Origin of the sequence: Alteromonas oceanisediminis (assembly GCF_018474025.1) — a bacterium.
GTDB lineage: Bacteria > Pseudomonadota > Gammaproteobacteria > Enterobacterales > Alteromonadaceae > Alteromonas_E > Alteromonas_E oceanisediminis.
Map to the genome: position 1 here is coordinate 643735 of NZ_JAHCTA010000001.1, position 13349 is coordinate 657083.

11 protein-coding genes are annotated in these 13349 nt (G+C 50.1%); 7 read left to right on the forward strand and 4 right to left on the reverse strand.

All coding sequences use genetic code 11. The annotated features are described in order from the left end of the window. Positions 1-6: 6 nt before the first annotated feature. Both cysG and KIU71_RS02965 read left to right on the forward strand, forming a co-directional pair. Positions 7-1410 (forward strand): siroheme synthase CysG, encoded by a 1404-nt coding sequence (gene cysG, locus KIU71_RS02960; protein ID WP_214129733.1) that lies wholly within the window; start codon positions 7-9, stop codon positions 1408-1410. Next, positions 1389-2372, forward strand: a complete 984-nt coding sequence (locus KIU71_RS02965) for a hypothetical protein (RefSeq protein WP_214129655.1) — start codon at positions 1389-1391, stop codon at positions 2370-2372. Before cysG ends, KIU71_RS02965 begins: the two co-directional genes overlap by 22 nt. Here the strand turns inward: KIU71_RS02965 and KIU71_RS02970 are convergent. Both KIU71_RS02970 and KIU71_RS02975 read right to left on the reverse strand, forming a co-directional pair. Then, positions 2364-3290, reverse strand: coding sequence for a diguanylate cyclase domain-containing protein (locus KIU71_RS02970; RefSeq protein WP_214129656.1), 927 nt, complete (start codon positions 3288-3290; stop codon positions 2364-2366). The genes KIU71_RS02965 and KIU71_RS02970 overlap by 9 nt on opposite strands. Further along, the gene (locus tag KIU71_RS02975; protein WP_214129657.1) at positions 3290-4687 is read right to left on the reverse strand and encodes a PhoH family protein; all 1398 of its coding nucleotides are present in this window, start codon (positions 4685-4687) and stop codon (positions 3290-3292) included. Before KIU71_RS02975 ends, KIU71_RS02970 begins: the two co-directional genes overlap by 1 nt. Positions 4688-4921: 234 nt before the next feature. Here KIU71_RS02975 and rapA point away from each other — a divergent pair, with 234 nt between their 5' ends. From rapA to KIU71_RS03000, 5 genes are all read left to right on the forward strand, one after another. Continuing rightward, on the forward strand, positions 4922-7801 hold the full coding sequence (rapA, locus tag KIU71_RS02980; protein WP_214129658.1) for an RNA polymerase-associated protein RapA: 2880 nt from the start codon (positions 4922-4924) through the stop codon (positions 7799-7801). Next, positions 7801-8520, forward strand: coding sequence for a pseudouridine synthase (locus tag KIU71_RS02985; protein WP_214129659.1), 720 nt, complete (start codon positions 7801-7803; stop codon positions 8518-8520). Before rapA ends, KIU71_RS02985 begins: the two co-directional genes overlap by 1 nt. A 101-nt stretch (positions 8521-8621) precedes the next feature. Continuing rightward, a complete protein-coding gene (locus tag KIU71_RS02990; protein WP_214129660.1) occupies positions 8622-9422 on the forward strand; it encodes a DUF3530 family protein in 801 nt (266 codons plus the stop codon). 154 nt (positions 9423-9576) lie between these two features. After that, a complete protein-coding gene (locus KIU71_RS02995) occupies positions 9577-9897 on the forward strand; it encodes a hypothetical protein (protein ID WP_214129661.1) in 321 nt (106 codons plus the stop codon). A gap of 66 nt (positions 9898-9963) precedes the next feature. Then, entirely contained in the window at positions 9964-11340 is a 1377-nt protein-coding gene (locus KIU71_RS03000; protein WP_315853231.1) for an AmpG family muropeptide MFS transporter, read from the forward strand. On the opposite strand, the gene KIU71_RS03005 is transcribed toward KIU71_RS03000, so the two are convergent. Together KIU71_RS03005 and KIU71_RS03010 are read right to left on the reverse strand one after the other, a co-directional pair. Next, positions 11337-12305: a sensor domain-containing diguanylate cyclase gene (locus KIU71_RS03005; protein ID WP_214129662.1), complete on the reverse strand. Its 969-nt coding sequence runs from the start codon at positions 12303-12305 to the stop codon at positions 11337-11339. The genes KIU71_RS03000 and KIU71_RS03005 overlap by 4 nt on opposite strands. Continuing rightward, complete coding sequence (locus tag KIU71_RS03010; RefSeq protein ID WP_214129663.1) at positions 12305-13348, reverse strand: response regulator; 1044 nt, start codon at positions 13346-13348, stop codon at positions 12305-12307. The genes KIU71_RS03005 and KIU71_RS03010 overlap by 1 nt, the downstream gene beginning before the upstream one ends. Between the last annotated feature and the right edge of the window lies 1 nt (position 13349).

Below are 13349 nucleotides of genomic sequence, written 5' to 3' on the forward strand. Positions count from 1 at the left end.
GGTACGATGCGCTACTTCCCGGTTTTTGTGGATACACAACACACACGAGCGTTGCTGGTGGGTGCCGGTGAAGTGGGCGCGCGCAAACTGGAACTCCTGTTAAAAACGCAAGCTCGCATCACCGTGGTAGCCCCCTATGTTTGCCCTACCGTGATGAAGCTGGTGTCCAACAATGACATCACGCTTAAACAGCGAGAATTCGAAGACGCTGATATTGCCGATAATAATCTGATTTTTGTGGCAACCGACAAACCAGAGGTGAATCAACACGTTCACGATTTGGCCGTCGCTCAGGATAAATTGGTCAACGTGGTCGACAACACACCGCTGTGTAAATTTATCACCCCCTCTATCGTGGATCGTTCGCCTATCATCATCGCCATGAGTTCAGGCGGCGTTGCGCCTGTGCTGCTGCGCTACTTGCGACAGAAACTCGAAAGCGTCATCCCAGCGCAGGTCAGTCGATTGGGTACTTTTTCAGAGCGTTTTCGAGACAAAGTAAAGCACACACTGAAAAGCGTCACCGAGCGTCGCTACTTTTGGGAAGATGTGCTCGACGGCGATATTGCTGAGGATGTCATTCAGCAACGCGACGAACTCGCTGCTGAGAAATTGCTTGAATTGCTGGCACAGTATCAATCAGACAAGCCGGTGCAAGGGCAGGTTTATCTGGTTGGCGCAGGCCCGGGTGATCCTGACTTACTCACCTTTCGAGCATTGCGATTGATGCAAAAAGCCGATGTGGTTGTGTACGACAGGCTAGTGTCACCTGACATTCTGGAACTGGTTCGTCGTGACGCTGAAAAGATTTATGTTGGCAAAGCGAAAAGTCGTCATACGCTTCCTCAGCAGGATATTAACGAGTTACTGGTTAGCGAAGCGCTGAAGGGCAACCGAGTGGTTCGCCTGAAAGGCGGCGATCCTTTTGTGTTTGGCCGCGGCGGCGAAGAAATACAAACCTTGCTCAAACACCAGATCGGCTTTGAAGTCGTGCCGGGGATCACCGCTGCCACTGGCGCGGCGAGCTATGCGGGCATTCCATTAACACACCGTGATTTTGCCCAGAGTGTGGTATTTGCCACTGGGCACCTGAAAGACGACAGCATTGACTTAAACTGGCAAGCACTCGCGCAACCGAACCAAACCTGCGTGTTTTACATGGGTTTGACCGGCCTCGGGATTATTTGCCAGCAGTTGATAAAGCACGGATTGCCAGCAGACACCCCCATTGCATTGGTAGAGTCTGCCACGATGGTGCAACAAAAAGTCATCACCGGCACGCTGAACACCATCGAGTCAATTGCAACTGAGCATGATATCAAACCCCCTACCTTGACCATCGTGGGCGGTGTAGTATCACTGCACAATCAGTTGAATTGGTTTCAAACATGTTCGGAAAACGACGTTTAATTCCCGCCGTAGTATGCTGCGCAGCTTTCTTCAGTGGCTGGGCTACGCAGTCGCTGGCTGAACAGACCCAGTTTAAACGCCAATCAACGGCAGACAGCGTTCAGTTCTCCTATGGCTGGGAAGATGATCAACGCACTGCTCGGCAACTTTCGTTTGCACTGAGTAGAGATGATATCGCCTTACTGCCGTCCACCCAGCGCAATTATCAGCAGGCCATAGCCCAGCGCCATGTGGTGGTATCGTTATTCAAGCATGCGCGTACTTACGACCCTAAACAGGTACGTATTAATATTCGCCCCAGTGGTGAAGACATTAATATTGAAGTGAGTTCTCGCTTTCCAGAAAAGATTGCTGAATATCAGGCTCAAATGCGCGAAAAAGAACAGGAAGCGTTTGATGATTACCTTTACAAGAACTATTACGAGCGCTACCGCACCAAGCTCAACGAGAAAGCCATTAAGCCGGACCATCTGCGCTATGTGAATGAGAGCACGCGGGCGCTGATCCCATTGTCTCAGGCTATTTACGAGAAGTTAAACGCAAGTAGTGATGCACGCGAGTACATCAACTTTATGCTGTCGTGGCTGCAATCCATCCCTTACTCACCGCTCACAGATCGCATTACCAGCAACGGCTCTGGCTTTTTACCGCCCGTCAGTTTGTTAAATCAGAACGAAGGAGATTGCGACAGCAAATCGGTGTTGGCCGCCGCGATTATTCGCGCATTTCTTCCGCAGGTGCCTATGCGGATGATATTTTTACGCAACCATGCCTTACTGGCAATAAGCCTAAACACTGAAATCACTGATGCTACGCTGAATATCGACGGCATTCCCTATATCCTTTTTGAACCAACCGGACCGGCGAAAATGCCGTTAGGTGAAATCGGTGACGACAGTCAACAAGCGATTGCTCAGGGAGAATTCACATCACAAGCGGTAGCGGTGGCGGCTTCAGTCTAAGCAGGTTTGTGCGCGGCCATTGGCTTTGGCTTGATAAAGCAATTTATCCACGCGCTTGTAAAACGCCTCTGACGACAGTTCGGCATCGACCGTTGCTATCGTTGCGCCAATACTCACCGTTAATGTTTTTGCCACTAATGAGCCTTCGTGAGTTATCTTGCGTTCCGCAATACTACGATGTAGCTTTTCGCACAACAGCGCCGCACGGGATGTGTCCATATTGGGCAGCAATAGGGCGAATTCCTCGCCTCCTACACGAGCGACGACATCCGTTGTGCGCTTAGCCACCGTTGCCAATACGGCGCTGACATCAATTAAACATCGGTCGCCTGCGGCGTGGCCATACAAATCGTTGTATTGTTTGAAGAAATCAATATCCAGTAAAATCAGGGCTAATGGCGTTTTGTGGCGAGCACTGTCGCGTATAAGCCGCGTTAACGATTCATCAAATTTACGTCGATTGGCAAGTCCGGTTAGGCCGTCAGCGCTTGCCATCAGATTGAGTAAATCCGTTTTACGCTTAAGCTCTATTTGAATAGAAACCCGCGCTTTAACCAACTCCAACTCGAAGGGTTTGCGTACATAGTCTTTGGCGCCGTGCTGCAAGCCTTTCAGTTCATCATCCATACTGTCTTCGCCAGTCACAAAAATAACCGGGATGTCTTGTGTGGCGATGGTTTCCTGTAACTCACTGAGCACCGCATAGCCATCAATATCTGGCATTCGTATGTCGAGCAGAATTAAATCGGGCACATCTCGCTTGGCGCAGGCGAGCGCCTCCTGTCCGGAGGTAGCAATTATGACGTCGTATAAATCACTCAAGCCATTGGCTAAAATCTCAGCGTTAATGATTTGATCATCCACAATCAGGATCTGAGCCTTGCGGTCGTTTAAACGCCGCAGCATATTTTCATACATTACAGTTGTTCTTCGGCAAATTCAGCAAGGCGACTGCGTACCACTCCATCAAGATTAATCGTCGCACTGCCTGAGAAATTCTTAAACTTCTCAACGATATAGGTCAGACCGGATGTAACTGCACTCAGGTAGTTACTATCAATCTGCGCCAGATTTCCGCTGCAAATCAGCTTCGTTCCTTCGCCGCAGCGCGTGATGATGGTTTTTAATTGTGACGCGGTCAGATTCTGTGACTCATCAAGGATCACAATCGCATTTTGTAAACTTCGTCCGCGCATAAAGTTAACGGATTTGAACTGGATGTTGGCCTTTTCCATGATGTAACTCATGGAGCCTTTAGCATTTTCATCACTTTTATGCAGAACTTCCAAAGAATCGGTAATCGCCGCTAACCATGGCGCCATTTTTTCTTCTTCTGTACCCGGTAAAAAGCCGATTGACTCCGCAATTTCGGGGGTCGACCGCGTTACGATGATTTTATCGTACATATTGCGCTCTACCACCATCTCCAGAGCAGCGGCCAATGCGAGTAGGGTTTTACCACTGCCTGCTGGTCCGGTCAGTATGACCAAATCGATATGTGGGTCGAGCAGTGAATGAAGCGCCATGGCCTGCCCAATGTTCTTCGGTGAAACACCCCATGCATGCCGCCCCATTAAGCGCTCGTAGCCGAGATCAAGCACATCCATTGTGTCATTGTCCATCGACTCAATTAACCCGGCAAAATGCTGGCTATCGTCGAGCAGGAATTCGTTGATGTACCCTTCTGGAAGGACTTTACGCGGAATCGAATGGATCGTATCTCGGCCCTCCGTCCGGCTGTCAACCGACTTCACGTTCTCCCAAAAGTCACCTTCAAAGCGGTGGTAGCCTTTGGATAAATACTTAATGTCACTGATCAACTGGTCGGTACGATAGTCTTCAACCAGCGCCATGCCTGCGCCTTTCGCTTTGAGGCGCATGTTAATATCTTTGGTAACCAGAATAACCGCGCGCGGAGCACAGGTTCGCTGTAAGTGAAGCGCCACATTGATGATGCGGTTATCGTTCTCGTTACTGGTAAAGACTTGCTGAGATTCAGGCATATTCAGATCAGCGAATATCGACAAATTGCCCGTCGGGGCGGCATCGCCAGCTAGCATCCCCTGCATCGAAACGCCTTTGAGCATGTCTTCTGGCGTGGCATCGTGCAGTAAATCTTCCATCGCCCGAATAGACACGCGGGCATCACGGGCGACATCTTTTTTACTGTCTTTGATGTAATCAAGTTCTTCCAGCACCGTCATGGGTACAATCACATCATTTTCTTTGAAGGATAAAAAGGCGAGCGGTTCGTGAAGCAGAATATTGGTATCGAGCACATAGATTTTGCTGGTAAGCGCTTTTTTTCGTGGCATCCATTACTCCAGAAGGTGAACTGCGATGTCTATCACTCACCATATTAAAGTTTTCGGCGCTTCGCACCTGATTTTTTCAAATATTCACCAATTCATGCGACCAGTCAGACCGACCCACACAACGCATGTTAGGATCTTTCCGCGAATTTCAGTGACTTTGCTACACTTATCGCTACAATACCGCCCCTTTTGTACGCCGTGGGGCGTGTTGACCTTTGATGTTGGAGTACAAACATGGCCGAAATTCAAATGTTTAACGTGGGTCAGCGTTGGATCAGCAATACCGAGCCTAATTTAGGGCTGGGTGCTATTTTGAGTGTCAGCGGGCGCACAGTCGATATTCTTTTTCCCGCGACTGAAGAACAGCGCACCTATGCGCTGGATTCTGCGCCACTAACGCGCTTGACGTTTGAGGTGGGTGACGTGGTCAGAAGCGCTGAAGGTTGGGACATGGCGATCACCGACGTGATTGATACTGAGGGCGTTATTCGCTATCAGGGCATCCGTGAAGATACCAAGGAAGATGCCAGCCTACATGAAACCGGGCTCGACCATCACATTCGCTTGAATCAACCAGAAAAACGCCTGTTCAGTGGTCAGATTGATGAGCCCAAATGGTTTGATCTGCGATTTGACAGCTTGCACTATCAACACCAGCACGCGACATCGCCAACGTTGGGACTTGCTGGCGCACGAATTGATTTAATTCCCCATCAGTTACATATCGCCGCAGAAGTGGGTAAACGTTATGCCCCCCGCGTGTTATTAGCTGATGAGGTTGGATTAGGTAAAACCATCGAAGCCGCTCTGATCATCCACCAGCAAATCCAAACCGGTCGCGCCCAACGCGTGCTGATTGTTGTTCCCGACAGTTTGGTACACCAGTGGTTGGTAGAGATGCTACGCCGCGTTAATCTGAATTTTGCGGTGTTTGATGAAAGCCGCTGCGAAGCCATTGCTGAAGAGCAAAGCAATGCGACTGGCGAAGAGGGTGAAGACTCAGTAAAAACGGCATCGGTTAACGTCTTTGACAGCGAACAGCTTGTGCTTTGCTCACTGAGCTTTCTTACCGAGCATGACGAATATCGCCGCCAAGCAATTGAAGCACAGTGGGATTTACTGATTGTGGATGAAGCACACCACCTGCAATGGCAACCGCAGTTGCCCTCCCCGCAATACCAGGCGATTGAAGCATTGGCACACGCCACAAAAGGTGTGCTGCTGTTAACGGCAACCCCCGATCAGTTAGGCCATCAGAGCCACTTCGCCCGTTTACGTTTGCTCGACCCGGCACGTTTTCACGATTACGACGAATTTCTAGAGGAAGAGCGCCATTATGGTGAACTTGCGGACGCTGTCGCGCCGTTGCTTGATTACCGTATTCCTGATGACGAAGAACTGACAAAGCTCAAAGCCGTTGCCGGAGAATGGTTAACAGCACAGACGGATTTTAGCCAACGCGAAGCCAGAGAAGCGTTGATTGACACGCTTATCGACCAACACGGCACGGGTAGGTTGCTGTTTAGGAACCGCCGCGCCGCCATTGCAGGCTTTCCCGAGCGTCACGTACATGCCCATCCACAAACCTTGCCTGAATCTTACCAGACGCTATTGCATGACGATGAAATCGATACCTACATTCGCTTGCATCCAGAACAACAGCCCGAAGTCTTTGATCAATGGCTGAGCGTTGATCCTCGGGTAAATTGGTTGTGCGACTTTGTGACTGAGGTACGTCCAGAGAAAATATTGGTGATTTGCGCAAGTGCCGTGACAGCACAGCAACTGGCAGAACATATTCGGGTTAAAACCGGCATCCGCCAGACGGTATTTCATGAAGGTATGAGTTTGGTCGAGCGTGATAAAGCTGCACATTACTTCGCGCAGGCCGAGGATGGCGCGCAAGTGTTAATTTGCAGTGAAATTGGCAGTGAAGGGCGCAACTTCCAGTTTGCCAATCAGTTGGTGCTGTTCGACCTGCCGCTTATCCCGGATTTACTTGAACAGCGCATTGGTCGATTAGATCGCATTGGTCAGCGACGTGATATTCAGATCCATGTGCCGTATTTCGAACACACCGCACAACATGTTTTATTTGACTGGTACCATCGCGGTCTGGGTGCGTTTGAAAAAACCTGCCCTACCGGCACGCGCGTTTTTGAGGAAACTCAAGGGGCGCTCGTCGAAGCATTGCATACGCCACAAAACACTGCCCAACTTAACGCGTTGATAGAGAACACGCACGAACTCAACCAAATGTATAAAGCACAGTTGGATGCAGGGCGTGACAAACTACTCGAAATGAATGCAGCCGGCTCGGGCAAGATCGAACCATTACTGGATGAAATAGCCAGTCAGGATGCCTCAGGCGATCTGCCGCGTTTCATGAATCGTCTGTTCGACGCTTTCGGCGTTCAACAGGATGAAATTGAACGAAACTGCTATGTACTGATGCCAACAGAGTCAATGGTCAGCGCGATCCCGGGGCTCGACCCTGAAGGCATGGAAGTCACCTATCGTCGTGATACTGCCGCCAGTATGGAGCATTTGCATTTTTTAAGTTGGGATCATCCGTTGGTGCATAACACCATGGACGCGGTAATCACTGATGTGATGGGCAAAGCCAGTGTGGCGTTTATCAAAGACCCGGAATTACCCAAAGGAGCCTATTATCTTCAGACAATCTTTGTGTTGTCTGCGCAGGCGCCAAAACAACTGCAACTAGGCCGCTATCTACCCGAAACGCCGATCAGTGTGTGTATCGATGCGAAAGGAAAACCCTTCGAGGCGGAGATGGGCCATTTGTTCAATGTGAATAAGTCCACAGCGAACAAACTGATTGGCGCGCTGAAACCGGCGATCATGCAAAATCTGGATGTGGCTGAACGCAGCGCGCACCAACGTGCCAATCAAATTCAGCATGATGCACTTGAGCGAATGCACCGTTTGCTTGGCGATGAGGTGAATCGATTAGTCGCACTGTCAGCGCATAACCCCTCAATTCGTGAAGAGGAAATACACTTTCTGCGCGAACAAATCCGTCAGCTTGACGGCAGTATGCAAACCGCTCAATTACAGCTCGATGCGGTTCGCTTAGTCGTGAATAACCCCTGATGGTATTGCTGCACTATGATCCGCCTGTGTCGCCGTATTTACGCTTTCTGTATCGCGACGACAGCCTACTGGTGGTAGAGAAACCGAGTGGATTACTCAGCGTGAAAGGTCGCGCTCAGGCCCATTTTGACAGTATTCAGACCCGCGTCCAGCGGGTTTATCCCACCGCGAGCATCGTGCATCGGCTTGACATGGCGACCAGTGGCCTACTGCTGATGGCTTTGACAAAAGACGCAAATCGAGAGCTTTCCCGCCAGTTTCAGCAGCGCGAAGTGTCAAAAACCTATTTTGCGCGTGTGCACGGCCATCCCATTGAGGATGCTGGGCGCATTGAACTGCCATTGATCTGTGATTGGCCCAATCGTCCGAAGCAGATGGTCGATCATGAAAATGGCAAGCCCTCGACCACCGATTATCGTGTGATCAGCCGGGATAGCTTTAGCTCGCTGGTAGCGCTATCGCCTATTACAGGCCGCTCGCACCAATTGCGTGTTCATATGCAAGCCATTGGTCACCCCATATTAGGCGACCGACTGTACGCCGAGGGGCACGCCTTGAACGTTTCCAATCGACTACTGTTGCATGCACAGGCTATTGCGTTCAAGCATCCGCTGCATGGGGGCGAGGTGCAGTTTTTCTCGCCCCATCACTTCGCCAATGAACCCAGTCACGAGACCCACTGTGAGCACCAAACGTTTATTCGCGTGGATCAGGGGTGAAGAAAACGCGCTATTCGCCGATAATATACTCATACTGTTAACATCGGCTAACCGACTTATTGTCTATGCTTCTTAAATCGTTTTGCGCGGCGACAATGCTGATGACTGCCATTGCTTCCAGCGCCAATGCGCAGGAAACACTCTCGTCCAGCGCGTTGTTCACACAAGACATACAGGCATCGATGCCTCTGGGCGAAACACAGGTTATCGTTGCTGGAACTGACGAGGTTCCTGTTAAAATAGCCCCCGCCACCGCGCCACTCACACGCGGCGTGGCGATTATCGTGACTGAATCACTGCAAGGCATCTTTGGCACACAGGGCGTCAGTTCTGTGGCTGAGCAACTCAATGGTTGGGGCTGGACGACCCTGACTATGCCGGCACCCGCGGTACTGTTCAGTAGCAACCACAATCCGACCGCGATCACTGACGTGAACGCCCGTAGCGCCATGCCGCCCATTCATCCGGAATCACTCACGCGTTACTCTCTGGCGCTCAGCCAGAGGCTTGAAGCCGCGTTTGCAGAAATTCAGAGCACGCCAGGTTATCGGTTGTTGATCAGTCATGGCATCGCCAGCGCTGGTTTGATCCGACTCTATGCGCAAGGCAATGTCATCGAGCCTGATGGGCTCGTGGTGGCTGGTCCATTCTGGCCACAGCGTGACCTCAATGATGATATTCCCATGCAACTGGCGCAAACGACTTTTCCGGTGCTTGATTTGACCAACGAGTGGGATAATCGCTGGAGTGTACTGACTGAAAAACAACGTAAAGTGCGAGCAGCCACCGAGCTGAAGATGCATTACCGCCAACGCGATATTAACGGCACCCAGTACAATACTCAGCAATATCAAAGCGTTGGTAAAAATATTTATGGGTGGATGACCTTTCTGGGCTGGTAAATTACATTCATCAATCGATGCGTGTTCACAAAATAATTTATCTTCCATTTCAATAGGTTCTTGTATTCTGCAGCGTGTCTCTACAATGAAACAGGTAAAAGCCTGCATCCGTGACTATACTCTGAATTAAGGTTAGCTAGAGGTTAATAGTCGAGTGCAGGTGCCGTCGTTTATTGATTCCAAATCAAAGCAGCTGTCGTTTTATGTCCACGCGTTTTGGCGCGGTGACCTTCCACATGCCGAGCTTGTTCTGTTTTTTTGGGACACACTTGAGGAATGGGCCGACGTGAATGATCGCTCACAACCCTACAGTCAGAAAGAGCGTGTTTTCTGGCACGTACTGCATCAACTCCATTACTGGCCGGCAGAAAAATTGCGCTTCGACACTTTTTTGCATGAAGAGCTAAGCAACTGCTTACATTACCTCGACGGGCGCGGCTTATGCCCTTTCGATTGCATCGGTATTCGTCCGTGATGCAAACATTGCGTTCATCGCCTTAACATGATCCAATAACGACTTCCGATCAGCATAATAGAAGTCGTGTCTGTGCATTCTGCTCCTTTACTATCGTCGCTGCGTCACTATCGTGACCGCCGCATCGCCGCTATTTTCTGCTTTGGCATGGCCAGCGGGTTTCCGTGGGTCATGATTGGCTCAGCACTTACCGCTTGGTTAAAAGACGGCGGCTTATCACGAGGCTCCATAGGCTTGTTCGGGATCATTTTTGCCGCCTATTCAATTAATTTTCTCTGGTCACCGCTGCTGGATCGCGTGCGCTTACCCCTATTATCGCGCAAGCTCGGCCAACGACGTAGCTGGATTGCCCTGACACAATGGGGTGTTGCTGGCTGTTGCATGGCCATGGCGACCTTTCAGCTCGAATTACAGTTGTTTTACATTGCGCTGTTCGGGCTGCTGATTGCCATATGCAGCGCCACACAGGATATTGCTGTTGATGCTTTTCGGATTGATGTGATCGGCCACGACGAAAAAGATAAGCTCAGCGCTGCGTCGGCGATGGCAACTGCAGGGTGGTGGACAGGGTATGGTGGGCTTGGGGCTATTCCATTCTTTTTGGCAGATTCTCCCCACTGGGCATGGCATGAGGTGTACTTTGTGCTAGCAGCAATCATGCTACTGTTGCACGTCACCGTATACTTTGTCGAAGAGCCTAAAACCGATCGCGCGGCACAGCAGGCTGAGGCAATGGCATTTTATCAACAGAAACTATTGCAGCGACGCAGTCATTCCTGGCTCAGCAAAGCCACTGCCTGGTTATTGGTTACTATTGTTGAGCCATTTAAAGAGTTTTTTAATCGCAATGGCGTGAAATTCGCCCTGTCGGTATTGCTGTTTATTTTTCTGTTCAAAATTGGTGAAGCGTTTTTAGGCCGTATGAGTATTGTGTTTTACAAAGAGCTCGGCTTTAGCAACAGTGACATAGGCTCATTGTCTAAGCTTCTCAACTGGTGGGTTACCATCGTGTTTGCGGTGATTGGCGGCCTCGTCAACATCCGCTATGGTATTTATCGCGGACTCATGATTGCAGGCATCGCTATGGCAGCAAGTAACCTTATGTTTTCAGCGATGGCGCATGTAGGCCCAAGCAAACCGCTGTTCGTTGCAACCATTATCATCGATGGTTTCACCGCGGCATGGAGTTCGGTCGCATTAGTCGCGTTTATCTCGCTGCTGTGCAACAAAGCATTTTCGGCCTCTCAGTATGCACTCATGGCGTCTTTAGGTGTACTGGGAAGAACGGTACTGGCGTCGGGCAGTGGCTTTATTGTGGATGGTTTAGATGGAAACTGGAGCGTGTTTTTTGCGCTTACCGCGGTGATGGTGATCCCAAGTTTGCTGTTCTTATATCGGATCAGGCACAAAATTCACGCACTTGAGCAACGCAGCGAGCACTAACGATTTTCTGGTTGGTGGATGCGAACTTGGTTGCGTCCGCCATTTTTCGCCGCGTATAACGATTGGTCAGCATCTTCAAGCCAGGCCAGCGCAGTGGCGTAATCTGCGCTAAACTCAGCAGCACCCACACTGACAGTAAAACGGATATGGTCATCTTCATGAGTGACTTCCGTGTGTTCTGCGGTTTCACGAATACGTTCTGCCACACTCACTGCCGAGGTTACACTGGTATTGGGGAGCAAAATGGCAAACTCCTCGCCGCCATACCGCCCTGCATAATCGGTCTCGCGCACAGAGCTTTTCACAATACCGGCAAGCGCTTGTATGACCTTGTCTCCCGCTTGATGGCCGTAGGTATCATTAACCCGCTTAAAATGGTCAATGTCCAACATCAGCACAGTCGCCTGTTCGTCAGTACGCAGGGCTCGTTTATATTCCCGCTCAAATTGTTCCTGCCAGTACCGACGGTTGAACAGTTGAGTGAGGCCGTCAATACGGCTCATATTCTCAAGCTCGCTGTTTAAGCGCTCGATATTCATCTGACCTAACGCCTGATCGGTAACGTCATAGACAACGATGCATACTTTTTCTACCGTTTCAGACAGGGAAGCCAGCGGAAACAAAGTGACATTCTGGTACATAAAACTCGACGCAGAGGTAATAGGTCGGTTGGTCGAAAACTCGAATAAAAAAGGTCTCTGTTCCCAAATCAAAAACGCGGGTGTTTTTAAGTCAAATACCGGCTTCGCTTTGCGTTGTAACCAGCCCTTATCCACTTTAGGAAACACATCGAAAAGGTTTTTCCCAACAACTTTGCTTGGCAGCAAGCCACTGTGGTTTTCCATAAACTGGTTCCACATTTCAACCTTGTAGTCGCGATTCACCACCACGATGCCAACTTCTATCGAACCCAGTAAATCGTACTGCCAGTGCATATCGGCGACATCGCTCATTGGTTTACTCATCAGATCCGCGCCTCCGTTGTATCTACTAGCCTTGTGTAGACTTGCTCCATGGCTGAGCCCGGTATCAACAGCAACAGATCAAAGGTCAGATCGTGCTTCTTAATGGCGTAACATATTTCAATCGCCATGATTTTATTCCACCGGGATACCGTACCATCAAGCAATACATCCAAGTCGCAATGGCGGCCCAGAATAATCGGGTGGTTGTGACTGAATTTCACGTTCAATTGTTCCGATAGGGCGTTGAGACACGCGCCGATAAGAATATTGGAAACATCCATAAACGCTTCTAACTCAAGCTGCTCAGTGACTTCAACTTCATCATATTTAAGTAATTCGATCATGCTATCGACGCTTTCGTCGTCAAACAGCACTAACGCCTCTCCGGTAATGCCTGCGCTGACAAAGCCTTTCGACACCGCCGAAATACTAGCGTTTCGTTGCACTTCGGCGATTGCCATGTGCAGCTCGGTCGTTTCCAGCACATTCACATTCGGTATTGGCAAATCAATAAACTCACCGAACAGATTGGCCAAACTCTCTCCGGCTCGCCCCATTGCCACGTTCACCAGCTCTCGGTAGGCATCAATCTTGTCATCCGCTTTGCTTACACGTTGCGTTGACTGCGGAGCGACATTGGTCGTTGTGGTGGAGCGCTGTGTCGCCTCTGGCGCGCCAGAGTAAAGCCCGTACTGGCTTAAAATAGTGGTCAGCTTCGCGTTGTCGATCGGTTTGCGAATGAAATCCAGTGCACCCATGCCGACCATTCGGCTTCTCGCTTCTGGCTGTACATCGCCGGACACCACAATGACCAGTGTGGGCAAATCTTCACTGCGGATCACTTGCATCGTTTGGTAGCCGTCCATGACCGGCATATTCAAATCCAAAAACAGCACATCGCCCTTTCCCTGCTTGATAAGCTCTATGGCCTGCTGTCCATGTTCGGCAAAACTGATTTCAACATCCCAGCCATCTGGAATAGAACGTGCCATTTGCTTACGTGCAAAGCCGGAGTCGTCGCAAATAAGGATATTGGTCGTCATC